The organism is Actinomadura scrupuli (assembly GCF_050971785.1).
GTDB lineage: Bacteria > Actinomycetota > Actinomycetes > Streptosporangiales > Streptosporangiaceae > Actinomadura_E > Actinomadura_E scrupuli.
The window spans coordinates 202,394-227,367 of the sequence record NZ_JBPCCU010000009.1; the positions used below are offsets into that span (position 1 = coordinate 202,394).

Annotated in this window: 21 protein-coding genes and 1 pseudogene; 12 read left to right on the forward strand and 10 right to left on the reverse strand. The window is 71.0% G+C overall.

Features of this window, described 5'->3' with window-relative positions:
* The first annotated feature begins 28 nt into the window (after nucleotides 1-28).
* Nucleotides 29-232, forward strand: a complete 204-nt coding sequence (locus ACRYCC_RS33465) for a DUF397 domain-containing protein (RefSeq protein WP_433817795.1) — start codon at nucleotides 29-31, stop codon at nucleotides 230-232.
* Nucleotides 233-238: 6 nt separating this feature from the next.
* Here the strand turns inward: ACRYCC_RS33465 and ACRYCC_RS33470 are convergent, their stop codons facing one another.
* The gene (locus ACRYCC_RS33470) at nucleotides 239-919 is read right to left on the reverse strand and encodes a hypothetical protein (protein WP_433817797.1); all 681 of its coding nucleotides are present in this window, start codon (nucleotides 917-919) and stop codon (nucleotides 239-241) included.
* 319 nt (nucleotides 920-1,238) lie between these two features.
* Here ACRYCC_RS33470 and ACRYCC_RS33475 point away from each other — a divergent pair, with 319 nt between their 5' ends.
* Together ACRYCC_RS33475 and ACRYCC_RS33480 are read left to right on the forward strand one after the other, a co-directional pair.
* Nucleotides 1,239-1,724 (forward strand): peroxiredoxin family protein, encoded by a 486-nt coding sequence (locus ACRYCC_RS33475; RefSeq protein WP_433817799.1) that lies wholly within the window; start codon nucleotides 1,239-1,241, stop codon nucleotides 1,722-1,724.
* 208 nt (nucleotides 1,725-1,932) lie between these two features.
* On the forward strand, nucleotides 1,933-3,465 hold the full coding sequence (locus ACRYCC_RS33480) for an LCP family protein (RefSeq protein WP_433817801.1): 1,533 nt from the start codon (nucleotides 1,933-1,935) through the stop codon (nucleotides 3,463-3,465).
* Here ACRYCC_RS33480 and ACRYCC_RS33485 read toward each other — a convergent pair.
* Nucleotides 3,462-5,639 (reverse strand): molybdopterin-dependent oxidoreductase, encoded by a 2,178-nt coding sequence (locus tag ACRYCC_RS33485; protein ID WP_433817802.1) that lies wholly within the window; start codon nucleotides 5,637-5,639, stop codon nucleotides 3,462-3,464. The two genes, ACRYCC_RS33480 and ACRYCC_RS33485, sit on opposite strands and share 4 nt — an antisense overlap.
* A gap of 130 nt (nucleotides 5,640-5,769) precedes the next feature.
* Here ACRYCC_RS33485 and ACRYCC_RS33490 point away from each other — a divergent pair, with 130 nt between their 5' ends.
* The gene (locus ACRYCC_RS33490; protein WP_433817803.1) at nucleotides 5,770-6,240 is read left to right on the forward strand and encodes a group II truncated hemoglobin; all 471 of its coding nucleotides are present in this window, start codon (nucleotides 5,770-5,772) and stop codon (nucleotides 6,238-6,240) included.
* Nucleotides 6,241-6,293: 53 nt separating this feature from the next.
* Here ACRYCC_RS33490 and ACRYCC_RS33495 read toward each other — a convergent pair whose 3' ends face one another.
* On the reverse strand, nucleotides 6,294-7,037 hold the full coding sequence (locus ACRYCC_RS33495; RefSeq protein WP_433817804.1) for an alpha/beta hydrolase: 744 nt from the start codon (nucleotides 7,035-7,037) through the stop codon (nucleotides 6,294-6,296).
* Between the two features lie 196 nt (nucleotides 7,038-7,233).
* Between ACRYCC_RS33495 and ACRYCC_RS33500 the strand changes: the two genes are divergently transcribed.
* Nucleotides 7,234-7,782 (forward strand): hypothetical protein, encoded by a 549-nt coding sequence (locus ACRYCC_RS33500; protein ID WP_433817805.1) that lies wholly within the window; start codon nucleotides 7,234-7,236, stop codon nucleotides 7,780-7,782.
* A 150-nt stretch (nucleotides 7,783-7,932) separates the two neighbouring features.
* Here the strand turns inward: ACRYCC_RS33500 and ACRYCC_RS33505 are convergent, their stop codons facing one another.
* Together ACRYCC_RS33505 and ACRYCC_RS33510 are read right to left on the reverse strand one after the other, a co-directional pair.
* Nucleotides 7,933-8,577, reverse strand: a complete 645-nt coding sequence (locus ACRYCC_RS33505; RefSeq protein ID WP_433817807.1) for a response regulator — start codon at nucleotides 8,575-8,577, stop codon at nucleotides 7,933-7,935.
* A complete protein-coding gene (locus ACRYCC_RS33510) occupies nucleotides 8,529-9,845 on the reverse strand; it encodes a sensor histidine kinase (protein WP_433817808.1) in 1,317 nt (438 codons plus the stop codon). Before ACRYCC_RS33510 ends, ACRYCC_RS33505 begins: the two co-directional genes overlap by 49 nt.
* A gap of 303 nt (nucleotides 9,846-10,148) precedes the next feature.
* On the opposite strand from ACRYCC_RS33510, the gene ACRYCC_RS33515 reads away from it, so the two are divergent.
* Complete coding sequence (locus tag ACRYCC_RS33515; RefSeq protein ID WP_433817810.1) at nucleotides 10,149-12,338, forward strand: MMPL family transporter; 2,190 nt, start codon at nucleotides 10,149-10,151, stop codon at nucleotides 12,336-12,338.
* Nucleotides 12,339-12,359: 21 nt separating this feature from the next.
* On the opposite strand, the gene ACRYCC_RS33520 is transcribed toward ACRYCC_RS33515, so the two are convergent.
* From ACRYCC_RS33520 to ACRYCC_RS33530, 3 genes are read right to left on the reverse strand one after another with little or no spacing between them, the layout of a single operon-like run.
* The gene (locus tag ACRYCC_RS33520; RefSeq protein ID WP_433817811.1) at nucleotides 12,360-13,349 is read right to left on the reverse strand and encodes a ribonuclease Z; all 990 of its coding nucleotides are present in this window, start codon (nucleotides 13,347-13,349) and stop codon (nucleotides 12,360-12,362) included.
* Between the two features lie 3 nt (nucleotides 13,350-13,352).
* Nucleotides 13,353-14,207, reverse strand: coding sequence for a spermidine synthase (locus ACRYCC_RS33525; RefSeq protein WP_433817812.1), 855 nt, complete (start codon nucleotides 14,205-14,207; stop codon nucleotides 13,353-13,355).
* Nucleotides 14,207-15,064 carry a hypothetical protein gene (locus ACRYCC_RS33530; protein WP_433817814.1) on the reverse strand — a complete coding sequence of 286 codons (858 nt, stop codon included), beginning with the start codon at nucleotides 15,062-15,064 and terminating at the stop codon, nucleotides 14,207-14,209. Before ACRYCC_RS33530 ends, ACRYCC_RS33525 begins: the two co-directional genes overlap by 1 nt.
* A gap of 160 nt (nucleotides 15,065-15,224) precedes the next feature.
* Here ACRYCC_RS33530 and ACRYCC_RS33535 point away from each other — a divergent pair, with 160 nt between their 5' ends.
* On the forward strand, nucleotides 15,225-16,424 hold the full coding sequence (locus ACRYCC_RS33535; protein ID WP_433817815.1) for a thiolase C-terminal domain-containing protein: 1,200 nt from the start codon (nucleotides 15,225-15,227) through the stop codon (nucleotides 16,422-16,424).
* Nucleotides 16,425-16,490: 66 nt separating this feature from the next.
* Nucleotides 16,491-17,135 carry a TetR/AcrR family transcriptional regulator gene (locus tag ACRYCC_RS33540; RefSeq protein WP_433817816.1) on the forward strand — a complete coding sequence of 215 codons (645 nt, stop codon included), beginning with the start codon at nucleotides 16,491-16,493 and terminating at the stop codon, nucleotides 17,133-17,135.
* Between the two features lie 36 nt (nucleotides 17,136-17,171).
* Here ACRYCC_RS33540 and ACRYCC_RS33545 read toward each other — a convergent pair whose 3' ends face one another.
* Nucleotides 17,172-18,524 (reverse strand): serine/threonine-protein kinase, encoded by a 1,353-nt coding sequence (locus ACRYCC_RS33545; RefSeq protein WP_433817818.1) that lies wholly within the window; start codon nucleotides 18,522-18,524, stop codon nucleotides 17,172-17,174.
* A gap of 194 nt (nucleotides 18,525-18,718) precedes the next feature.
* Here ACRYCC_RS33545 and ACRYCC_RS33550 point away from each other — a divergent pair, with 194 nt between their 5' ends.
* From ACRYCC_RS33550 to rho, 3 genes and pseudogenes are all read left to right on the forward strand, one after another.
* The gene (locus tag ACRYCC_RS33550; RefSeq protein WP_433817819.1) at nucleotides 18,719-20,437 is read left to right on the forward strand and encodes an MFS transporter; all 1,719 of its coding nucleotides are present in this window, start codon (nucleotides 18,719-18,721) and stop codon (nucleotides 20,435-20,437) included.
* Between the two features lie 5 nt (nucleotides 20,438-20,442).
* A complete protein-coding gene (locus ACRYCC_RS33555; protein WP_433817821.1) occupies nucleotides 20,443-20,883 on the forward strand; it encodes a MarR family winged helix-turn-helix transcriptional regulator in 441 nt (146 codons plus the stop codon).
* A gap of 331 nt (nucleotides 20,884-21,214) precedes the next feature.
* Nucleotides 21,215-22,330: pseudogene (rho, locus tag ACRYCC_RS33560) on the forward strand (transcription termination factor Rho); the annotation flags it as partial.
* Nucleotides 22,331-22,503: 173 nt separating this feature from the next.
* On the opposite strand, the gene ACRYCC_RS33565 reads toward rho, so the two are convergent.
* Nucleotides 22,504-24,084, reverse strand: a complete 1,581-nt coding sequence (locus ACRYCC_RS33565) for an acyl-CoA synthetase (protein WP_433817822.1) — start codon at nucleotides 24,082-24,084, stop codon at nucleotides 22,504-22,506.
* 272 nt (nucleotides 24,085-24,356) lie between these two features.
* Here ACRYCC_RS33565 and sigE point away from each other — a divergent pair, with 272 nt between their 5' ends.
* Nucleotides 24,357-24,905 (forward strand): RNA polymerase sigma factor SigE, encoded by a 549-nt coding sequence (gene sigE, locus ACRYCC_RS33570; RefSeq protein ID WP_433817824.1) that lies wholly within the window; start codon nucleotides 24,357-24,359, stop codon nucleotides 24,903-24,905.
* Nucleotides 24,906-24,974: the final 69 nt, after the last annotated feature.

A 24,974-nucleotide genomic window follows, 5' to 3' on the forward strand; every position in this document is an offset into this window, starting at 1 on the left:
GACACAGGGCGCGCGAGAGGAGACCAGCATGCCCGAGCCGGAGCCGTCCTCCACCGCTTGGCGAAAGAGCCGTCGGAGTGAACCCACCCAGGATTGCGTCGAGCTTGCCATGGGTGGCGGTTCGGTATGGCTGCGGAATTCCCGGAATCCCGGCGGCCCTACTTTGACCTTTTCTGTTGCCGGCTGGAAGAGCTTTATGAAACGGGTCCATCGCGGTGAGCTCGATCCCTGACCTCCGTCACTGTGCGCATCGGCCGAGGGACAGGATGGTCGCGGACCGGTCCGCCTCCTCGGCGGCGGCCCGCAGCGGCTCCGCCCTCATCGGCCGCCGATGCTCCATCGAGGCGGGCTCGTAGACGTACCCCCGGTGGACCGCCCCCTGCACGGTGATGCGGAACGCCTCGAAGCACCGGGGATCCAGGGCGCAGAACCCGGTCGCGATCACGTCGTCGTACAGCCCGCCGGACACCGCCAGTGCCAGATCACGGTCCAGATGACCGCTGAGGCTCTGCCGGAGCGGCCTGCTGTCCAGCAACCGGCCCACCATCGTCGGCGCCTGCCCCGCGTAGCCGAGCGGCCCCAGCGTGAGGGTGCCGTAGTGCATCGCGAACCGCAGGCGCAGCCGCTGCCGCCCGGCCTTGCCCTCGTTGAGCACGGCGAGGGCGGCCGCCAGCTCGCGGGTGAACCCGCCCACCGCGCCGGCCACGTCCACCTCGAGGGGCAGCACCGCGAACTCCCCGTCACCGCGCGGCTCGGTGTGCCAGCTCCCGCGGTCGAGCCCGGCGCCCGCCGCGGCGGTGGCCAGCGCGCCGCTCAGCTCGCGCTGCACGGCCAGCTGCGCGCGAGCGTCACGTGAGCTGTACTTCTCGACGTCCACCGCCCAGGCAAGGCGGTACCCGAACTCCTCGTTGCCGTTCACGTGCGTACTACTCCCCCGCACCATCACTCGGTGACTGCTCAACGACCCCACACCCGCTCCACGACCCCACAGCAGTGCAGCGGCCCCGACCCGCTCCACGACCCCTGACCATCATCACCCTTGGCCACCTGTATGTTAAGTGGGATTCAGAAAGCAATATGGCTGTTTGCCGGACAGCGATCCGCCAGGGTCCCTTCGGGCGGTTCAGGCGGGCCTACGCGGCAAGCCCGATGCTCCTCAGACGTTGACCGAGGCCACCGGGCTCCCTAGTCTCTATTTAAGACAGAAAGGTCTGTCTACTAACCCTGAGGAACCTGCCATGGCGAAGTCTCCCGATGTCGGCACGACCGCCCCCGACTTCACCCTGCCGTCCGTCACCCTGCGGGACGGCACCGCCCAGCGCGCGGACCTGACGCTCTCGCAGCAGCGCGGCAGCACGGTGGTGCTGGTCTTCTATCCCGGCGACGAGACGAGCGTCTGCACCAAGCAGCTGTGCTCCTACACCTCCGAGCTGGGGCGCTTCACCGATCTCGGCGCCACCGTCTGGGCGATCAGCCCGCAGGATCTCGACAGCCACGAGAGCTTCGCGCGCAAGGAACGGCTCGGGTTCCCGCTGCTCGCCGACACCGACCGCGCCGTCGTGCGGTCGTACGGCATCGGCCTGCCCGGGCTCGGGCTCCGCCGATCGGTGTTCGTGATCGACGCCGACGGCATCCTCCGCTGGAAGCACGTGGCCCTCGTCGGCCTCACCTATCCCGACGCCGCCACCATCGCCGGTCACCTCCCCGCGCACAGCGAGGGCTGAGCGGACCCGGCCCGTGTACGGGCGCCTGCACCTCCGGACCGGTCGCCCGCCACCCGCCGCTCACCCCGGCCGGACAACCGGATCATGACGCCGCGCGTCCTCAACCCCGGTAATGTCACGGCAGAACAACCCTGGGGTAACGGAGTGATGACGGCATGACGACCATCAGTGACCACCGGGAACGGTCGCACTCCGCCGGCCCCTCCGCATGACGGGCCGGGTGGAGGCGGCCGCACGGCCCGGCGACTCCGAGGACGACGAGGAGCCGCGGGTCTCACACCGCAGACGGCCCGCCGCCCGCCGCAGGCCGCTCCTCATCACCGCGGGGGTGCTGGGCGTGCTCGTGCTGCTGCTCGCCGGCACCGGGACGTTCCTGTACGTCAAGCTCAACGGCAACATCACCAGCATCCCCGACGACCCGGACGACCCGCGGCCCGGCGCGGCCGGCGCGCACCGGCCGATCAACGTGCTGCTGATGGGGTCGGACACCCGCGCGGGGCGGAACGGCAGCGTCGTCGGCGGCAAGGTCAGCGGGTTCGGCAGCGCCGACACGGCCATGGTCCTGCACATCTCCGCCGACCATCAGCACGCGACGGTGATGAGCCTGCCCCGTGACCTGGTCATCCAGCTCCCGAAGTGCAAGGCTCCCGGGGGCCGTGTCGTCGGGGGCACCGTGGGCCAGATCAACTGGGCCTATGCCAACGGCGGCCCGCTGTGCTCGCGGAAGACGGTCGAGCAGCTCACCGGCATCCGGATGGACCACTTCATCGTCCTGGACTTCCACGGCTTCGTCCAGATGATCGACTCCATCCACGGAGTGACGGTCTGCGTACCGCAGAAGGTCAACGACGTCCATGGGCACATCAACCTGAAGGCGGGCACCTACACCGTGCGGGGCAACGCCGCCCTCGACTACGTGCGCGAGCGGCAGGGCCTGGGCGACGGCGGCGACCGGTCCCGCATCACCCGCCAGCACGCCTTCATCTCGTCCATGATCAACAAGATGCAGAGCAACGGCGTGCTGCTCAACCCCACCTCGCTGTACGGCCTGATCAACAACGCGACCAAGGCCATCACCGTCGACCAGGGGCTGGGCTCGGTGACCAAGCTGCTCGGCTTCGCGGAGTCGATCAAGGGCATCAAGCCGGCGAACGTCAAGTTCTTCACCGTCAGGACGCAGAACTACCCGCCGACCATGCCCGGCTACTCGACCTGGCGGTACCAGCTGGTGCTGGCCCAGCCGGCGGCGTCCCGCGAGTTCGCCGCGCTCGCCAACGACACGCCGGTCGGCGACGCCACCACCCGGCCCGTGTCCGCCGCCGCTCCCGCCACCGCTCCCGCGGTCTCGGGAGCCGGCATCCGGGTCGCGGTGCTCAACGGCACCACGAGCCAGGGGCTGGCCGCCCGGGCGGCGGCCTCGCTGCGCCGCCGCGGTTTCACCATCTCCGGGCAGCCCGCCTCGGCCGCCACCCGCGACCACCCGACCACACTGATCCAGTACGGCCCCGGCCGGCGCGCGCAGGCTCAGACCCTGGCCAGGCTGTTCCCCGGCGCGAAGGTCAGGGCGGCCCGGGTGAACGTGATCACGCTGACCCTCGGCGCCGACCGCACCGGCCCCTCCGCCGCGAACCCGGCCGGCACCGACCCGGCCGGCACTCCGGCGACCAGGACACCGGCCACCATCACCAACGCCCGTTCCGCCACCAGCGACATCTGCTCGGGTCTCACCCAGGGCGACTAGCCGGGCCGGCCCGCGGCGGTGAGGCGGACCGGGACACCGTTGAGATGGGCCATGCCCGCCAGCCTTTCCAGGTCGGCGGGGTCTGACGAGGTGAGCAGGTTGACGTTCGCGCCGCCGGCCGCGTTGGCCCGCCGCCAGCCGCCGCGGTGTCCCCAGCCGTGCGGAACCGCGATGGTGCCGGGCCGTACCTCGTCGGTGAGCGCGGCGGGCAGCTCGATCGAGCCGTACGGCGAGGTGATCCGGCAGACGGTCCCGTCCGCGATGCCCTGGTCCGCGGCGTCCTTCGGATGGATGCGGGCGGTGTGCTCGCGGCGTCCCCGCATGAGCGTCTCGGAGTTGTGCATCCAGGAGTTCTGCGAGCGCAGCTCCCGCAGCCCGATCAGGCGCAGCGGGAAGCCGGGATCGTCGGCCGGTCGCTCGCCCAGCCGGGCGGCCTCCGCCAGGATCTCGGGCGGGTCGAGGCGCACGCGGCGGCCCCGGTGCCTGACGACCTTGCGCAGCACTCCGGTCTCGATCTGCTCACCGAGCACCACGCCGTGCGGATGGCGCCGCAGCCGCCGCAGGCTGAGCCCGCCTCGCCGCAGCCCGAACAGGTCGCCGTACCGGCCGAGCCGCAGCGCCGTGCCGACCAGCCGCTCCGGGGTGAGCCGCAGCGGCAGCCGCGCGAGGGGCCGGCCCAGCCATCGCAGCGGTCCGGGCAGCGGGAGGAAGGGCACCGCTCCCGCGCGGCGCGCCAGGTCGTCCATGATCTGCCACTCCTGCCGCGCCTCGCCGTAGGGCTGGACGACGGGATCGGCCCACTGGAGGTACGGAGCCGCGTGCAGGCTGAGGAAGGCGAGCGGCACGTCCTCGCGCTCGAGGAACGTGGTCGTCGGCAGCACGTAGTCGGCGTGCCGGTTGGTGTCGTTGACGTACAGGTCGAGCGAGACCAGCAGGTCGAGGCCGGTCAGCGCGTCCTCCAGTTCGGCTCCGTTGGGCACCGAGAGCACCGGGTTGCCGGCGGAGACGAACAGTGCCCGGATCCGGCCCGCGCCGGGCGTGGTGATCTCCTTGGCGAGCACGGCGGCGGGAAAGCTGCCGAGCACGTCGGGGAAGCCCCCGATGCGCGACCGCCGCCGGCCGTACGAGGGGAGCCGGAACCGATCGGCGAGATCCTCGAAGGGCAGCGGTGAGGAGCCGAACACCGCGCCTCCCGGCCGGTCGAGGTTGCCGGTGACGACGTTGAGGGCGTCCAGCAGGAAGGCGACGAGCGTGCCCTGGCGGCCCAGGCACGATCCCGTACGGCCGTAGACGGCGGCCGCCGGGGCGCCGGCCAGGTCACGCGCGAGCCGGCGTACGTCTTCGGCCGCGATCCCGGTACGCGGCTCGGCCGCCTCCGGGGAGTGCCCGGCTGCCATCTCGCGCAGCGCCTCGATCCCCCGGGCCTGGCGGGCGAGGGCGGCGCCGTCCTCCAGCCCCTCCTCGAAGATCACGTGCAGCATCGACAGCAGCAGCCAGGCGTCACCGTCCGGGCGGACGGCCACGTGCTCGAACTCGCGGGCCGTCTCCGACCGGCGCGGATCGACGACCACCACCCGGCCGCCCCGGTCGGTGATCGCGCGCAGCCGGTCACGGATCCGCGGCGCGCTCACCGCACTGCCGTGCGACACCAGCGGGTTGGCGCCCACGATGAGCAGGAACCCGGTGCGGGCCAGATCGGGGATCGGCACCCGCAGCAGCGAGCCGTACAGCAGCCTGCTCGCGACGAACCGGTTGTTGATGTCCTGGGAGCCCGCGGTGAACATCGAGTGCGAGCCGATCGCCGTCATGAAGCCCTGCAGCCACATCGCGTGCGAGTAGGAGAACGCCCCCGGGTTGCCGAAGTACCAGCCGACCGAGGAGCCGCCGTGGTCGCGGCGGATCCGCCGGAGCCGCCCGCCGATGTCGTTGAGCGCCTCGTCCCAGCCGACCGGCTCGAACTCCCCGTCCGGGCGCCGGCGCAGTGGCCGCAGCACCCGGTCCGGATCGTTCTGTACGTCCGCCATCGCGATGCCCTTGGGACAGGCGAATCCACGCGACTGCGAGTGCTCCTTGTCGGCCCGCAAGCGCAGCAACCGGCCGTCCTCGACGGTCGCCACCAGCCCGCACAACGGCTCACAGATCCGGCAGAAGGTCACGCGCTCCTCAGTGCCCATGACCCCCATTCAAGGGTAAGTGACCACTTGCAGGCAATGCCGGGCCGGTTTTCCAGGTGGATGATTACACCGTTACAGGGTTTACTGCTGGGTGTTCACGGATTTCCTCGACTCCCCGAAGGACGATCGTATGAGCGGCGACGAGCCGGTACCCAGCCTGTACGAGTGGGCCGGCGGCACCGAGGCGTTCGAGCGCCTCACCGAGGCCTTCTACACGAAGGTGCTCGAGGACGACCTGCTGCGCCCCCTCTTCGAGCACATGGACTCGCACCATCCGGCGTTCGTCGCGATGTGGCTGGCCGAGGTCTTCGGCGGGCCCGCCCGGTACACCGAGGAGCGCGGCGGCTACCACCACATGGTCACCCAGCATCTCGGCAAGGCCATCACCGAGCCGCAGCGCCGCCGCTGGGTGAACCTGCTGCTCGACGCCGCCGACGAGGTCGGGCTGCCCGCGGATCCCGAGTTCCGGGCGGCGTTCGTGGGCTATCTCGAATGGGGCACCCGGCTGGCCGTCGCCAACTCCCAGCCCGGCGCGCGGCCGCCGATGCAGGCGCCCGTCCCGCACTGGGGATGGGGCGTCGCCCCGCCGTACACGGGTTGATCAAGCCCATTGATCAAGCCCATTGATCAGGCCCGTTAATCTGCCCGGGTCGATCAGGCTCGGTCGATCAGCCGGCGTGTCCACTCACCGATCAGTTTCCAGAGCTCGTCGGCGGTCGGGGTGCCCGGCATGTAGAACCCGTGCATCTCGCCGTCGAACAGCTGCACGGTCACCTCGGCACCGGCCCGCTCGGCCGCCTGCGCGAACGCCAGGACGTCGTCGCGCAGCACCTCCTGCGAGCCGACCACCGTCAGCATCGGCGGCAGTCCGCGCAGATCACCGTGGGCCGGGGACTGCGGCGCCGCGGCGTGGTCGGCTCCGCCGAGGTAGGCCTGGCGCATCTGCTCCACGCCGTCGCGGTTCAGGATGTCCTTGCCGTCGTTGGTCTCGAACGAGGCACCGGGAAAGGTGAGATCGGTGACCGGTGAGATCGTGACCAGCCCGGCGGGCGGCCGCTCACCCGCCGCCAGCAGGGTCAGCACCGCCGAGAGCACCAGCGTCCCACCGGCCGAGTCCCCGGCCAGCACCGTCCGATCGGGGCTTCCACCCGCCGCAAGTACGGCCCGGTAGGCATCCAGCACGTCGTGCAACGCCGCCGGATAGGGGTGTTGCGGAGCCGGCCGGTAGTCGACCGCGAGCACGGACCACCCGGTGGCCTCGGACAGCTCCGCCGTCACCGCCCGGGTTATCTCCGGATCGCCCGCGGCGAATCCGCCCCCGTGCGCGTACACGATCACGGCAGGCCGGGAGGCCTCCTCGCCACGGATCCACTCCCAGGGACCTTCTGGGGGATTCATGGGTTCGATCTTAATGTCCGCCTCCTGAGAATGATTTTCGTTCCAGCGAACCGGCCGGGGGCTTGGCCGGGTCCGGTTGACGGAGGTGTTGACGGAGGTTCCGGGACGGTCTAGTCTCTCTCATATCGAGAGACTCTTAGAAAGAGTTGCTCGGAAAGCGAAGGTAGTTGCCCGATTCCTGGAGAGGAAAACCGTGATGAACTCCCCGCTCACCACCGGCACCACCACCACCGGCACCACCAACGACGGCACAGCCGACGTCGCAGGTGACGTCACCCAGGTCCAGTCCCACTACGCCTCGACCAAGAAGCTCGGCCACTGGACCACCAGCCGCCGCTTCGAGTTCCGCGGCCGCCGTGGCTCCGCCGTACTGGATCTCCGCTCCCCGCAGATCCCGCCCGGCGACATCGAGCTCGTCGTGGACATGGATCACTCGATGCTCAAGCTGCTCGTGCCCGAGGGCGCGGTCATCGACCACTGGGACCTGCACTGGACCGGCCGTGGCAAGGTCAAGCAGACCTTCCACGAGACCGAGTCCGCCGGCACCGGCCGCCGGATCCGGATCACCGGCCACGTCAAGCACGGCGAAGTCAGGGTGCACAGCGGCGGCGTCGCGCAGTTGTCGGCGATGTTCTCCCGCGAATACGTCGACGACGCCATTCGCGCCCACCGTGACGGCGACCACCCCACCGTCGACGACCCCGCCCGCCCTGGCCCCACGGCCCGCGCCGCCTCCACCGCCTGAGCCGGAGCTCGCAGCGCGCCGCAGGCCCCGAGCCGATCGAGACGGCTCCGGGCCTGCGGACATGCCGAGGCGGGCGGGCGGCAGCCCGGCGGCGTGGTTCGACCTGCTCGCGATGCTGCCCAGCGTCCGCATGCAGGGGCGGCCGTAGTCTCAGGCGTTGAGATAGGCCAGTACGGCCAGGACTCGGCGGTTGTCGTCTTCGGAGGGCGGCAGGCTGAGCTTGCTGAAGATGTTGTTGGTGTGCTTGCTGATCGCCTTCTCGGTGACGAACAGCCTGGCGGCGATCGCGGCGTTGGTGCGTCCCTCGGCCATCAGGGCGAGCACCTCGCTCTCCCGTGGGGTGAGCCGCAGCAGCGGCTCCTGTTTCGCGTGGCCCGCCAGGAGCTGGGAGACGACCTCGGGGTCAAGAGCGGTGCCGCCGTCGGCCACCCGGCGCACCGACTCGGTGAACTGGCGCACGTCGGAGACCCGGTCCTTGAGCAGGTAACCGACCCCGCCGGAGCTGTCGGACAGCAGCTCGCGGGCGTACAGCCGCTCGACGTGCTGGGAGAGGATCAGCACCGGCAGCCCCGGCACCTCCCGGCGCGCCGCCAGGGCGGCCTGGAGGCCCTCGTCGGTGAAGGTCGGCGGCAGCCGTACGTCGACGACCGCCACGTCCGGGCGGTGGGTGGTCAGCGCCCGGAGCAGTGACGGTCCGTTGTCGACGGCCTCGACGACCTCGAAGTCGTAGGCGGTGAGGAGCCTGATCAGTCCGTCCCGTAGGAGGGCAAGGTCCTCGGCGATGACAACTCGCACGGCAACTCCATGGTCACGACGGTGGGCCCGCCGACGGGGCTGGTCATGGCGATCGTTCCATCGAACGCCGCCAGCCGCCGTTCGATGCCCCGCAAACCGGTGCCGGAACCGGACTCCGCGCCACCGATGCCGTCGTCGCCGACCACCATCGAGAGCACGCCGCCCTCGTGGCGCAGCCGTACCCAGGCGTTCCCGGCGGCGCTGTGCTTGACCACGTTGGCGAACGCCTCGGCGACGGCGAAGTACGCGGCCGACTCGACCGGGGCCTGTAGCCTGCCCGGAAGTTCGATGTCCACGTCCACCGGGAGCGGAAGGGCCAGGGCGAGCGCGCGTACCGCCCCGTCCAGGCCCCGCTCGGCCAGCACCGGCGGGTGGATGCCGCGCACCAGGTCACGCAGCTCCGACAGCGCCACACCGCTGGCCTCACGGGCCTCGGCCAGCAGTCGCTGCGCGGTCTCGGGGTCCTTGGTCATGAGGTCCTCGGCCAGGCCGATGCTCATCCCGAGCGCCGCCAGCCGGGCCTGCGCGCCGTCGTGCAGGTCCCGCTCAATCCGGCGCAGCTCGGCCGCCTGCGCGTCCACCGCGTCGGAGCGGGTCTCGGTCAGCCGCCGTACCCGGGACGCGAGCTCGGCCTGCCGGGTGGGGGCCAGCAGCGAGCGGGTGAACAGCGCGTGTCCCCGCAGGATCCACGGCCCCGACCACAGCCCGAAGATCGTTAGCAGTGCGCCCAGCGGCACGGACAGCAAGGCCAGTACGCCGTAGTCCGACAGGGGCCACATCGGACCGTACCCGTAGCCGTCGGCCAGGTACCCCACCCAGGGAGCGACGAGGATCCCCTCCAGCCCGTACACCACCAGGCAGGCGGGCAGCAGGCCCAGCACCAGGCCCACCGGCACGTTGACCAGGGTCCACAGCAGGTCCCGCCAGCTCGCCGGATCGCTGAGCAGCCACTTGCACCGCTGGAGGCTTCCGATCAGGCCCTTCCCGTCGAACCGCGGGGCGGGACGGTACGGAACCGGGATCGCCACCCCCGACCATTCGCGCGCCCACTCGCGCTGGCTGCCGGCCAGCCCGCGGAGCGCCGGCAGCGTGAGCAGCACCAGCGGCACCCCGACCCCCAGGGGGAGGAAGGCGACCGACAGCACCGTCACGATGAACAGCGCGAGGCAGGCCGTCGGTGCCAGCACCGCCTGGAGCAGGCCGCGGCCGCACGTGACGAGCCCCCGCCCCAGCTGACCACGCGGGCCGTCACCGTATCGCTCCGTCATTACCGGCCTCCCTCATGCCCACCCGCGTACCGAACACACCTGTACCGAACACACCTGTACCGAACACCGTCGGAGGTACCGCCCTCCACTCGCACATTGTGATCGGCCCGGCAGGTTTCTTTCACGGGTGCCAGAGCCCCTTCCGTCCGCACCACAGGGAGGAGTTTCCCCTACCCCCGGGCGGGTCGTGAGACCAGTGATCGCCGTTCCGCCGCGCAGCAGGCTCTAGGTCATCAGCACAGCACGAGTGAGCACGGCACTGCTCGACACGGCGCTGCTCGACAACCTGGGAAGGACACGACGATGGCACGAGGGCCGGCGGTACGGATGGCGAGATGGAGCGCGACCCACCCATGGCGGGCGATCCTGATCTGGATCGTCTTCGTCGCCGTGTGCGTGGTGGTCGGGGGAGGCGCCGGAACCCAGAAGACCACGGAACGGGATCTGGGCGTCGGCGAGTCCGGCCGTGCGACCCAGATCCTGCACCGGAGCGGGCTGGACGATCCGGCGGTGGAGAACGTACTGATCACGGCACGGTCCGGGAAGCCGGATCCGCGGGTCGCCGCCGAGGTGGCGCGGCGGATGCGGGCCCTGCGGGAGGTCGCGGAGGTGGGCGAGCCGGCCCCGGCGCCGAAGGGCACGGCGATCCTCGTACCCGTCGTCATGCGCGGCGATCCGGACACCGCCAAGGAGCGGGTGGCGCCGTTGCTGAAGGAGACCGCGGCGATCCAGCGGGCCCACTCCGACCTTCGCATCGAGCAGGTGGGTGCGGCGTCGGTGGGCAAGGGCCTGGACGAGCAGATCGGTAAGGATCTCGCCACGTCGGAGGGCCTCAGCCTGCCGGTGACGCTGCTGATCATGATGGTGGCGTTCGGTGCGATCGTGGCCGCCGGGGTGCCCGTGCTGCTGGCGATCTCGGCCGTGGCCGCCTCCACGGGCCTGTACGGGCTGGCCTCGCACGTGTTCCCCGACAGCGGCACCGTCTCCAGCATGATCATGATGATGGGCATGGCGGTGGGGGTCGACTACTCGCTGTTCTACCTCAAGCGGGAGCGCGAGGAACGGGCGCGGGGCCGTGGGCGCATCGACGCCATCGAGATCGCGGCGGCCACCTCGGGACACTCGGTGGTGGTCTCGGGCATCGCGGTGATCGTGTCGATGGCGGGCCTCTACCTGGCCAACGACGTGATCTTCTCCAGCCTGGCCACCGGGACGATCATCGTGGTCTCGGTGGCGATGATCGGCTCGCTGACGATCCTGCCGGCGCTGCTGGCCAAGCTCGGCCGGGCGGCCGACCGTCCGCGCGTGCCGTTGCTGTGGCGGCTCACCGGCCGCGGCGGCACGCCCCGGCTCTGGCCGGCCCTGCTGCGCCCGGCGCTGCGGCACCCGCTGGCGACCCTGCTGGTGTCGGTCGTGGCGCTGCTGGCCCTCGCCCTGCCCGCGCTGGACATGCGGCTCAAGAACACCGGCACCGACGAGCTGCCGCGTGCGATTCCGGCGATGCAGAGCTACGACCGCATGATCACCGCGTTCCCCGCCGAGCACGCCCCGCAGAAGGTGGCCGTGCGGGCTCCGGCCGAGCGGGCGGCCGAGGTGCGGGCGGCACTGCGGGCGCTGGTGCAACGGACTCAGCGCGACCCGTTGTTCGTCCACCCGTCCGCCCCCGATCGGGCGGCGCAGAGCCCGGGGCCCGAGATCCGCTCCTCGGCGGACGGCCAGGTGCACACCGTCAGCCTGGTCTCCCCGTACTCCGGCGACTCGCCGCAGGCCAGGCAGGCACTTCGGGAACTGCGCGGGGAACTGCTGCCCGCCACGGTCGGCCACATCGCGGGCGCGGAGTACGCCGTCGGCGGGGAGACCGCCAACAACCTCGACTTCGGCCGCCATGTCGAGGAGAAACTCCCCCTGGTGATCGGCTTCGTGCTGCTGCTCACCTTCGTCATGATGGCGGTGACGTTCCGGTCCGTCGTGGTGGCGCTCACCGCGATCTCCATCAACCTGCTGTCCGCGATGGCGGCGTTCGGCCTGCTCGTCCTGGTCTTCCAGCACACCTGGGCGGAGGGGGCACTGGACTTCACCTCGACCGGGAACGTCATCGCCTGGCTGCCGCTGCTGCTGTTCGTCGTGCTGTTCGGGCTGTCGATGGACTACCACGTCTTCGTGGTCGGCCGGATCCAGGAGGCGGCGCGCGGCGGCATGCCGACCCGGGACGCGGTGGAGTACGGCATCACCCGGTCGGCGGGCGTGGTCACCAGCGCGGCCATCGTGATGGTCTCGGTGTTCGCGGTCTTCGCCTCCCTGCCCATGATGGACATGAAGCAGATGGGCTTCGGCCTCGCCGCGGCCGTACTGATCGACGCGGTGATCGTCCGGATCGTGATCCTGCCCTCGCTGATGACCCTGCTGGGCCGGGCCAACTGGTGGCCGGGCCGGATGTCCGCCGCGCGTCACGCACCGGTGGCCGAGCGGCCGGTGGGCGTCAGGGTGGGTTGAGCCGGCCGGGTTCCACAGGCGTCATCCCTCCGCCGCCGGCGTGCGGTCCGTGTTCGCGCGGGCCGCACGCCCGGCGGTGCGGTCGGGCACCCTGCGGGACGGCATCGCCACCCGGTCGAGGTCGTGCACCAGCACGATGTCGCCGTCGAAGACCGACGCGGCCTCCGCGACGAACCGCGACTCGTCCTCCGGGCGATACCGTTCGGAGAAGTGGGTCAGCACCAGGCGCCGCACTCCGGCCTCCGCGGCGACCCGGCCGGCCTGGGCGGCGGTGAGATGACCGCGCTCCTGCGCCTGGGCCGCCTCGGCCTCCAGGAACGTCGACTCGATGATCAGCAGATCGGCCCCGTCGGCCAGCGCGAACGCCGCGTCGCACAGCCGGGTGTCCATGACGAACGCCGCCTTCTGCCCGGGACGCGGCACGCTGCACTCCTCCAGCGTCACCGTCCGGGAGGTGGTCACGGCGCCGTCGCGCTGGAGCCGCCCGATCAGCGGCCCCTCGACGCCGAGCGCCGCCAGCCGGTCCGGCAGCATGGTGACGCCGTCGGGCTCGGCGAGGCGGTAACCATAGGTCTCGACCGTGTGCGACAGCCGCCGGGCGGTCAGCGTGAACGGCGCGTCACCGGTGTCGAGGGCCACCTCGTCGCCGGCCAGCGGCCGCTCCCGGATCACCGCGGTGTCGTGGAAGAGCGCCGCGTGCCGCAGCCGCCGCCAGTAGGCGGCACCGCTCGCCGGGAACGCGGCGTCCACCGGGTGCCGCACCCCGTCACGCGAGATGCGCTGGATGACGCCGGAGACCCCGAGGCAGTGGTCACCGTGGAAATGGCTGACGCAGATCCAGGTGACGTCGCCGGAGCCGAGCCCGGCGTGGATCATCTGCCGCTGGGTGCCCTCACCGGGGTCGAACAGGATCCCGTGGCCGTCCCAGCGCAGCAGGTAGCCGTTGTGGTTGCGGGTCTTGGTGGGGACCGCGGCGGCCGAGCCCAGGACGACGAGATCACGGGTGGACATGGACTAGAAGATGCCAGACGGCGGGTTCGGAGACGGCCGGGCGGTGTCGTCGGTGACCGGTGCCGCGCCGGCGATGAACTTCGTCAACTCCGGGCCGTACAGCACCCGGCCCGGGAACGGGTCGCCGGCGGCCAGCCGGGTCAGCGCGGCGACCGGCGGCTCCACCCGGCCGCCGACCAGGATGAGGTTGCCGAACCGGCGGCCGCGCAGCACCCCCGGGTCGGCGATCAGGCAGACCTCCGGGAGCACGGACCGCAGCGTCGCCGCCTGGGCCCGCGCGAAGGCCAGCGGAGCGCCGTCGGCGACGTTCGCCGCGAAGAGGCCCGCCGGGCGCAGCACCCTGGCCGCCGCCGCCACGAACTCCGCCGAGGTCAGATGCGCCGGGGTCCGGCCGGCCGCGTACACGTCGCAGATGACCAGGTCGAAGGTGTCCGCGGGGGCCCGGGACAGGACCTCGCGGGCGTCGCCGGTACGGATCCGGATCCGCCAGGTGCGCTCCAGCGGGAGGGCCCGGCGGACCAGGGCCACCAGCGCGGCGTCCAGCTCGACCACCTGCTGGGTGGACCGGGGCCGGGTGCTGGCGATGTAGCGGGGCAGCGTCAGGCCGCCGCCGCCCAGATGCAGTGCCTGGAGCGGCTTGCCGGGCGGGGCCGCCAGGTCCGCGACGTGGCCGAGCCGGCGGACGTACTCGAAGTCGAGGTAGGTCGGATCGTCCAGGTCGACGTGCGACTGGGGCGTCCCGTCCAGCAGCAACGTCCAGGCCCGTGCGCGGTCGGGGTCGGCCATCAGCTCCGCGGTGCCCGAGTCGACGTCCTCGCGCTGCACCACGCTGCGGCGGTTGCGCTGCCGTTGTGCCATCAGGAACCCACGTTCTCCGGTGCCGGCCGCCCGGTGGCGGAGGGCTCGCCGAACCGGGCCAGGATCAGGGTGGCCGCCACGGCCAGCACGAACCCGGCGAGCGCCACGGGAACGTACCCCCGGCGGGTGTGGTCGCCCAGCAGCCCGATGCCGACGGCGGCGGGCACCACCGTCTCGGCCACCACCACGGCGGCGGTCGTCGTGGTGACCGACCCGCGCTGCAGCGCGGTGGCGTAGAACAGCATCGCGGCGACACCGCCGGCCGCCAGCGCGTACGCCGCCGGATCACGCGCCAGGTCCAGCGGGGACAGGCTGGTCAGGACCCGGGCCCCGATCGCCACCGCGCCGAAGCCCAGCCCCGCGATCAGGCCCAGCACCGCCGAGCGCGCCCGCCCCCGGAGCCGCCCGGCCGCCATGCCCGCCACGAACAGCACGGCGACCGCGGCCAGCAGCGTGAAACGGAACAGCAGGCTCACCCGGCCGGCGCTCTCGTGGCCCGCGGCCAGGCCGAGCAGGGCGAGCCCGGCGCAGACGACGGCCACCGCGGCCCACTCACGGCCGGCCAGCCGGATCCTCATCACCCGGGCGGCGACCACCGCCGTCACCGCCAGGTTGGCCGCGATGACGGCCTGCACCACGTACAGCGGAAGCGAGCGCAGCGCCGCCAGCTCCAGCGCGAAGCCGGTCACGTCCAGCAGGAGCCCCACGACGTACGGGAGCTGCCCGGCCAGCCTGATCAGCAGCCGGGGATCGACGCCCTGCCCCGCCGGAGTCCGCCGGGCCGCAATCGCCTGCAGCACGGTGGCCACGCCGAAGCACAGGCTCGCGGCCAGCGCGCCCAGCAGGCTCCAGGTCATCGCCTCACACTATGCGCCGGTGGCCGCTGTCACGGCGCGCGGCCCGCCCAGGCTGGTCCCGGCCATGAGCGGATCGCTGGAGGGGTACAGGCAAGCGCTTGCTCGGACGCGGGAGCTAAGCTGCTCACCGAATCCGCTTCGGATCTGGAGGCAACGGGCGATGAGCACGAGCCAGGGCAACCGCACCTTCGTGGTCGGCGTGGGCATGACCAAGTTCGAGAAGCCGGGCTCCCGCGACTGGGAGTACCCCGACATGGCCAAGGAGGCCGTCGGGAAGGCGCTCGAAGACGCCGGCATCTCCTACGACAAGGTGGAGCAGGCCTACGCCGGCTCGATGTACGGCTCGATGGGCCAGCGCGCGCTGTACGAGACGGGGATGACCGGCATCCCGGTGATGACGGTGGCCAACGCCTGCGCCACCGGCTCCAGCGCGCTGTTCCTCGCCCGGCAGGCGGTCAAGGGCGGGCTGGCCGACTGCGTGCTCGCCCTGGGCATGGAGAAGATGCAGAAGGGCTCGCTCGGCGCCGGGATCGGGCAGTCCAAGGTGACCATCGTCGACTTCCACCTCGACTCGATGGTCAAGAGCCGCCCCTGGGAGGCCGCCGCCCCGATGCCGCAGATGTTCGGCAACGCGGGCCGCGAGCACATGGAGAGGTACGGCTCGACCCCCGAGCACTTCGCCTGGATCGGCTGGAAGAACCACAAGCATTCGGTGAACAACCCGTACGCCCAGTTCCAGACCGAGTACAGCCTCGATGACGTCAAGAACGCGAAGATGATCTTCGATCCGCTGACGAAGCTGCAGTGCTCGCCGACCTCCGACGGCGCCGCGGCCGCCATCGTGGCCGGCGAGCGGTTCGTCGACGAGCACGACCTGTGGGATCAGGCCATCGAGATCGCCGGCCACCACATCGCCACCGACACCCCGGACAGCTTCGCCGACAACTCCTCGATCCAGGTCGTGGGCTTCGGCGTCTCCCAGCGGGCCGCACGCGCGGCGATGGAGCAGGCGGAGGTGAGCATCGACGACGTCGACGTCATCGAGTTGCACGACTGCTTCAGCGCCAACGAGCTGATCACCTACGAGGCGCTGGGGATGGCGCCGGTCGGCGAGGCGCACAAGCTGGTCGACGCGCAGGCCACCACCTACGGCGGCACATGGGTCGTGAACCCGTCCGGCGGCCTGATCTCCAAGGGCCACCCGCTGGGCGCCACCGGCATCGCCCAGTGCGCCGAACTCACCTGGCAGCTACGCGGCCAGGCCGGCGGGCGCCAGGTGGAGGGTGCCCGGGTCGCCCTGCAGCACAACATCGGGCTCGGCAGCGCCTGCGCCGTGGCCGTCTACAAGCAGGCCCGCTGACACTTTCCCGGGATCTGCCGTCGTGTTGCTACTGAACGGTAGTTGGCGGCTTGATACCGTGCGACCGTGGACACTTCGGCCTTCCTCGACACCCTGCCACGCGGACGCCATCGCCTGTCCCGGGAAGAGGTCGTCGCTTCGCAGCGCGGCCGGCTCCTGCTGGGCATGGCCGAAGCGGTCGCGGAGAAGGGCTACATCCGGACGTCGGTCGCCGAAGTGCTCAAGCGCGTGCACGTCTCACGTGAGACGTTCTACGAGCATTTCGCCGACAAGGAGGCCTGCTTTCTGGCCGCCTTCGACAAGGCCGGCGAGTTGCTGGAGACCGGCGTCCGAGAGGCCGCCGGGTCACCGGACCTGCCCGCGATGGAGCGTTTCGACCGGGCCCTGACCACCTATCTCGACCTGATGGCCCGCGAGCCCGCGCTGGCCAAGATGTTCCTCACCGAGATCTACGCCGCGGGCCCGGCCGCCGCGGATCGCCGGTTCGAGGTGCAGCGGCGCTGGGTCAGCATGTTCACCGAGATCCTCACCGCGGACGAGCGCTGGCGTACGCTGCCGGACCCGCACTTCGCCTGCAACCTGGTGGTCGGCGGGGTGGGCGCGATGGTGACGGCCCGGGTGGCCGTCGACGACCACGCCTCGCTGCCCGGCCTGCGCGAGCCCGTCCTTGCACTGATCCGGTCCGTGCTCGACCGGCACTCCGGCGCCTGATCCCGGCTCGCTCCCCTATCCCGGCTCGCTCCGGGGTCAGCCCCGGAAGGTGCGCAGGATGTCGTCGAGCACCCGGACACTCGGCGTCCAGCGGTCCTCCGGTGCCACGAACAACAGGTCGTAGCCGGCCAGCCGGCTCCGCAGCGCGTGCGTCCCGGGCGCGGTGTACTCCCACTCGGCGCCGCCGCCGGGCGGTGCGCCGGTGGCCTCCAACCGGACGGTACGGTACCGGGCGTCCCGGCTGTGCCGCGCCGCGGCCAGCAGGCCCTCCAGCGGATCCCCCGCCGCCGGAGCGATCCGGATATAGCGCCTCATGCTCGGATCGGACCAGTAGATGCCATCGGTCCGGACGGTGCGCCGCCAGCCGAGCGGGATGCCGACCGAGTAGCCGGCCGCCTCCCGGTAACCGGCCAGCCCGGCGGCCACGACCATCTCCCGCAACCGTACGGTGTCGCTCGATCCCACCGAGGTCCAGCGCGACGACCAGGTGCCGCCCGCGGCGACGGCGGCGATGAGCACCGAGACGGTGGTCAGCGCGCCGATCCGGGGCAGCATCCGCGCCCGTCCGGTCCGCTCCCGGGCCTCCAGCCGGGCCAGGAGCCGAGCGGTCTGGTCCGCGGTGAGCCGCTCGGCCGGGTCCTTGCGGAGCAGCCCGTCGATCACCACTCGCAACCCGCCCGCGTGCCGCGGCGGCTCGTAGGGGTCGAGGAGCACGGCCATCAGGGAGGCCAGGGCGCCGCCGCGGGCGAAGGGCGGGCGCCCCTCGACGGCGGCGTACAGCATCGCGCCCAGCGACCACAGGTCGGACGCCTCGGTGACCGGCTGGCTGCTCGCCTGCTCGGGCGAGACGTAGGCAGGCGAGCCCTCCAGCGGAACGCGCGCGCCCACCTCGCCGCGGTGGACCGCCAGGCCGAAGTCGGTGAGCACGACGCGGCCGTCGACGGCCAGGAGCACGTTGCTGGGCTTGACGTCCCGGTGCAACAGGCCGGCCGCGTGCGCGGCCACCAGCACCGACAGCACCTCGCGGCCGATCGCGGCGGCCCGGTGCGGCGGCAGCGGGCCGTCCTGGTCGATGAGCCGCTGCAGGGAGGAGCCGTGGACCAGCTCCATCACGATCCACGGACGGCCGTCCTGCTCGACGATGTCATGGACCGTGATCACACCTGGGTGGTCGAGCATGGCGGTGGCGCGGGCCTCGGTGAGGACGCGGTGGTAGAGCAGCACGCGCTCGCCGACTCTCAGCTGCCCGGGGAGGGTCACCTCTTTGACGGCCACGTCACGGTCGAGGACCTCGTCATGGGCCCGCCATACGGTTCCCATGCCGCCTCTGCCGACCACGGTGAGTAGGCGGTACCGCTCTTGGAGCAGATTTCCCCGCACGCCCCCCATGTCCTCTTTATGCGGCCGAGGGCGCCCATGGCACGCCCGGTCATATGAAGATCATTGATTACCGCGTCGGGGACCTTCATCGGCGCGCTCCATCGGCGCCGTTCGACGGCGGGATCGAATGACGGCGGGATCGATTGACGCGCCATGCGGCATTGTATTTAGTTAGCACTAAGCAACATTCTGGAGGCGAGACCATGGACGATCGCGCCGGCCGGTACAAATGGGTGGCACTGAGCAACACCACGCTCGGCATGCTGCTGGCGATGATCAATTCGTCGATCGTCATCATCTCCCTACCCGCGATCTTCCGTGGCATCCGGTTGAACCCCCTCGAACCCGGCAATGTCAGCTACCTGCTGTGGGTCCTGATGGGCTACCTGCTGGTCGTGGCCGTCCTGGTCGTCACGCTCGGCCGGCTGGGCGACATCCTCGGCCGAGTCAAGATCTACAACGCCGGTTTCGCGGTGTTCACCGTCGGCACGATCCTGCTCGCCCTCGATCCGTTCACCAGCGGGGGCGGGGCGGTCTGGCTGATCGTGTGGCGGGTGGTCCAGGGCATCGGCGGTGCGATGCTCATGGCCAACGCCGCGGCGATCCTGACCGACGCCTTCCCCGCCCACCAGCGCGGCATGGCGATGGGCACCAACCAGGTCGCGGGCATCGCCGGTTCGTTCCTCGGCCTCGTCGCGGGCGGCCTGCTGAGCGAGATCGACTGGCGGCTCACGTTCTTCGTGTCCGCGCCCATCGGCATCGCCGGCACCATCTGGTCCTACCGCAGCCTGCGCGAGACCTCCGTCCGCTCCGCCGTACGGCTCGACTGGCTGGGCAACATCACCTTCGCCGTGGGCCTGACCGCGCTGCTGGCGGCCATCACCTACGGCATCCAGCCGTACGGAGGGCACGCGCAGGGCTGGACCAATCCGTGGGTGCTGGGCGGCCTCATCGGCGGCGCGCTGACCCTCGTCGCCTTCTGCGTGATCGAGAGCCGGGTCGCCGAGCCCATGTTCCACCTGGGGCTCTTCCGCATCCGGGCCTTCGCGATGGGAAACGCCGCCGGGCTGCTGACCGCCATCGCCCGTGGCGGCATGCAGTTCATGCTGATCATCTGGCTGCAGGGCATCTGGCTTCCCCTGCACGGGTACGACTTCGAGGCCACCCCGCTGTGGGCGGGCATCTACCTGCTGCCGCTGACCCTGGGCTTCCTGGTCGCCGGCCCGGCGTCGGGCTGGCTCTCGGACCGGTACGGCGCGCGGGCGTTCGCCTCCGGCGGCGCGGTGCTGGCCGCGCTGTCCTTCCTCGGGCTCCTGCTGATCCCCATCGACTTCGGGTACGGCTGGTTCGCGCTCCTGGTCTTCGTCAACGGCATCGGGTTCGGGCTGTTCCAGGCGCCCAACGCCACCGCCATCATGAACAGCGTCCCGGCGGATCAGCGCGGCGCGGCCGGCGGCATGGCGGCGACCTCCATGAACGCGGGAATGGTCCTGTCGATCGGGGTGTTCTTCTCATTGATGGTCGCGGGGCTGTCCGACAGCCTCCCGCGGACCCTGACCGGCGGCCTCACCTCGCACGGAGTCCCGCCGGACGTCGCCCAGCAGGTGGGTTCCCTTCCCCCGGTCGGCACGTTGTTCGCGGCCTTCCTCGGCTACAACCCCATCCAGCACCTGCTCGCGCCCAGCGGCACGCTGGACCGGCTACCGGCGGCCGACGCGCAGGAGCTGACCGGGCACCGCTACTTCCCGGAGCTCATCTCCGGGCCGTTCCACCAGGGCCTGGTCATCGTGTTCGGCCTGGCCATCGTCATGTCGCTGGCCGCCGCGCTCGCCTCGGTGCTGCGCGGACGCCGGTTCATCCACCAAGATGAGCCCCAGGTGCCCACCGCACCTCTCAGCGAAGCCGGGCGCACGACAGGATGATCAGTATGGTGACCCAGGATCTGACGGACGCCGAACTCGCCGCCCGGCTCCGGCTGGCACTGGCGAGGATCACCCGGCGGTTGCGGCAGCACACGCCGCAGAGTCTCAGCTCGAGTCAGGTCTCGACGCTGGCCAGCGTCGAGGAGCTCGAGCCGGTGCGGTTGAGCGACCTGGCGGTCGTCGAGGGCGTCAGCCTGCCCACCCAGAGCCGGGTGGTCGCCTCGCTGGAGCGGCACCGCCTGCTCGTGCGCAAACCCGACCCCGACGACGGACGGGCCGCGCAGCTGCACATCACCGCGCAGGGCCGCGAGCGGCTCGAACAGCTCCGCACCGAGCGATCGGCCTTCCTGGTCGAGCGTCTGGGCACCCTCACCGAGGCCCAGCGCGCCGCGCTGACCGATGCCCTCGACGCCCTCGAAACGCTGGCCAAGGGCGAGCGCGCATAGGTTCTCCCGAATGCGGGCACCATGATGTACGGTGCTACCAGCACTGGATCTCCCGCTCTGCGGTGGCAGTGCTGTCGGTGGCCTACCGCTCCTCGCGCAGGAATGAGGGCGTCGCCCGGCCGATCTGAGTGCCGCGGCTTTTCCACTCACTTTTTCATTGCTCAGCCATACCGCGTAGCGCACCGAGCCCTACGCGAGCGTTCTCCGGGATTCGCGCCGCGCTGCGGCACACCCGCGAAAGGAACCCCCCTTGACCGTGACGGACACATTGAGAACCACACAGCCCAGTAAGCCCGCGCCACGCGGGCACGCGATCCCGAACGCCCGGGGCACCGACGAACAGACGGTGCACCCGGTCGCCGGAATCATCTCCATCCACGACAACCACGCCTTCGTGCGGACGACCGGCTACCTGCCCGGCCCCGGCGACGTGTACGTCTCCCTGGCCCAGGTCCGCACGTTCGGGCTGCGCAGCGGTGACGTCGTCAACGGCACCGCCCGGCCGGCCCGCACCCGCGAGAAGCACGGTGCGCTCGTCGCCGTCGAGACCGTCAACGGCCTGGCCCCCGGCTTCGAACGCCCCGACTTCAACCGGCTCGTCCCGCTGCATCCGCAGGAGCGGCTGCGGCTCGAGTCCGACCCCACCGCGCTGGCCGCCCGGGTCATCGACCTGGTCAGCCCGATCGGCAAGGGCCAGCGAGGGCTCATCGTCTCGCCGCCCAAGGCGGGCAAGACCATGGTGCTCCAGGCGATCGCCAACGCCGTCACCCGCAACCATCCCGAGTGCCATCTGATGGTCGTGCTGATCGACGAGCGGCCCGAAGAGGTCACCGACATGCAGCGCTCGGTGGAGGGCGAGGTCATCCAGTCCACCTTCGACCGGCCCGCCGACGAGCACATCGCCATCGCCGAGCTGGCGATCGAGCGGGCCAAGCGGCTGGTCGAGCTCGGCCACGACGTGGTCATGCTGCTCGACTCCATCACCCGGCTCGGCCGGGCGTACAACATCGCGGCGCCCACCAGCAGCCGCATCCTGGCGGGCGGCGTGTCGGCCAACGCCCTCTACCCGCCCAAGCGGTTCTTCGGTGCCGCGCGCAACATCGAGAACGGTGGCTCGCTGACCATCCTGGCCACCGCCCTGGTCGAGACCGGCTCCCGGATGGACGACGTCTTCTTCGAGGAGTTCAAGGGCACCGGCAACATGGAGCTGAAGCTCAGCCGGCACCTAGCCGACAAGCGGATCTTTCCCTCGATCGACATCGAGCCCTCCGGCACGCGCCGGGAGGAGCTCATCATGGACCCGCAGGAGCTGGCGCTGAGCTGGCAGCTGCGCCGGGTGCTGCACTCCCTCGACGAGCAGCAGGCCCTCGAACTCCTCCTCGCGAAGATGAAGGAGACCGGTTCCAACGCCGAGTTCTTGCTCCAGGTGCAGCAGACGAGCCCGTGATCACCGGCTCGTGACGCCCCGCAAGGAGATCGGCGGCCGGCACCGAGATCGGTCGGCCCGCGGTGACCTCATCCCGCGGCCCGTTCACGCGGCCCCGGCGCTCTCCTCGCTCTCCCGCCCTCGCTCTCCCGCCCTTGCCCTTGCCCTCTCGCCCGGCCCCGTCCGGCCAGGGCTCAGGCGAAGACGGATCTGGCCCACTTGTAGTCGGACTTGCCGACCGCGGTGCGCTGGACCTCCTCGACCAGCCGCAGGGACCGGGGAATCTTGTAACCGGCGATCCGGTCCTTGAGGTAGGCGCCGAGCTCCTCCAGCGTCAACGTGGTGCCGGGCCCGGTCGCGACCACGGCCGCGACCCGCTGGCCGAACCGCTCGTCGGGCAGGCCCACGACGACCACGTCATAGACGTTCGGGTGCTCCTTGATCGCGACCTCGACCTCTTCGGGGTAGACCTTCTCGCCGCCGGTATTGATCACCAGCGAACCGCGGCCGAGCAACGTGATCGTGCCGTCCTCGTTGAGGGCCGCGAAGTCACCCGGGATCGACCAGCGCTTGCCGTCGGCGTCGACGAAGAAGGTCGAGGCGGTCTTGATCGGGTCGTTGTAGTAGCCGAGCGGGATGTGACCGCTGCGGGCCAGCTTGCCGATCTCCCCGGCCTCGACCTGCTTGAGGTCATCGTCGAGGACGGTGCAGTCCGGCTTCATCTGGAACTGCGCGGTGCCGCCGTCCTTGCCCTCGACGGAGGGCCCGCACGCTCCCGTCTCGGAGGCGCCGTAGTTGTCGAGGAACAGGATGCTGGGCAGGTGGGCCCGCAGCTCCGCCCGCGCGGCGGTGGTCAGCGGGGCTCCACCGGAGGCGATGGCGAACAGCGAGGAGGTGTCGTGGGTGCCCTTGGCCAGTTCCTGGGCCACCGGGCGGGCCATCACGTCACCGACGACCATGAGGACGTTGGCCTGCTCCGCGGCCAGCAGGCCGAGCACCTTGCCCGGGTCGAAACCATGGTCGGTGTAGAGCACGACCTTGGCGCCGCTGAACAGTCCCATGAGCGCGACCCACTGGCCGGCCCCGTGCATCACGGGCGCGCAGACGAGCACGGACATGGCCGGCTTGGCGGCGTTCTCCGCGATGGCCTCCGGCGAGGCGATGGGGTCACCGAGCACGTTGCCGCCGCCCAGCGCACCGAAGAAGACGTCCTCGCAACGCCACTCGACGCCCTTGGGATAGCCGGTGGTCCCGCCGGTGTACATCAGGTAATGGTCGTCGCTGGAGCGCTCGGGGAAGTCCGCGTCCGGCGAGGCCGCCGCCAGCACGTCCTCGTAGCGGACGGCGTCGGCGATCTCCTGGGCGCCGCCGTCCTCCAGTACGACGACGTGCCGCAGCTTCGGTAGTTCGTCCCGTATGTCCTCGACCCGGGCCAGCAGTGAGCGCTCGCCGATCACGGCCACGGAGTCGGAGTCGTACAGCACGTGCCGCAGCTCGGCGGCGACGTACCGGTAGTTCACCGGGACCGGCACCGCCCGGATCTTGAACGCGCCGAACATGCTCTCGAGCCACTCGGCCCGGTTGTAGGCGAGGATCGCGACGTGCTCGCCGGGCTGGATCCCGGCGGCCTGGAGATGGTGGCCCACCCGGCAGGCGCGGCGGTCCAGCTCCCCGTAGCTCAGGCGGGCGTCGCCGGCCACCAGGGCGGGGCGATCGGGGCCTGCCTCGGCCAGGATCTCCAGTATGTCTGCGAGGTTGTAGCTACGCTGCGTCATGGAGCTCCTCGGGGGTGGTGGAGGCGGCCCCTGGGACGGGCAGGGGGTGATCCCGATCATTGCTACCGACCGGTAGAACGTTCAACACTTCGCGGCCACCTCATCGGATGACATCGGTCACACCAAGCCCCGGCTGGGTGATGCCGTCCAGCAGTGCCATCGAGCACTGGCTGCCAGGTAACAGGCGAGTGCGCGCGTTCTTACGCGCTTCTTATCCCCGCCACGCCATAGTGAGCGGTAACGATTTCGCATCAGGTACCAGGGGGGCAGTGGTGACCACAGGTGTTGTGGCGTGGACGCCACCGAGCTGGGAGGAGATCGTTCGCGAGCACTCCGGCCGGGTGTTCCGGCTGGCCTACCGGCTGACCGGCAACAAGCACGATGCCGAGGACCTGACACAGGACGTGTTCGTCCGGGTGTTCCGCTCCCTGTCGTCCTACACGCCTGGAACGTTCGAAGGATGGCTGCACCGCATCACCACCAACCTCTTCCTGGACCGGGTCCGCCGCAAGCAGCGCATCCGATTCGAGGGACTCGCCGACGACGCGGCCGAACGCCTCGCCGGCCGTGAGCCCAGCCCGGCGATGGCCTACGACGAGGGGCTGCTGGACGCCGACATCCAGGCGGCCCTGGACAAGCTCGCGCCGGAATACCGGGCGGCCGTGGTGCTGTGCGACATCGAGGGGCTCACCTACGAGGAGATCGCGGCCACGCTGGGGGTCAAGCTCGGCACCGTACGCAGCCGGATCCACCGAGGCCGCGGCCAGCTGCGCAGCACGCTGGAGCACCGCCGCCCCGCCGACGTGCCCGCCCCGGCGTGACGGCCCGGTAACGCCCCTAGTGTGGCCACCCGATGTGAGGGCCGTCACTCGTGGCTGCATTACTACTGA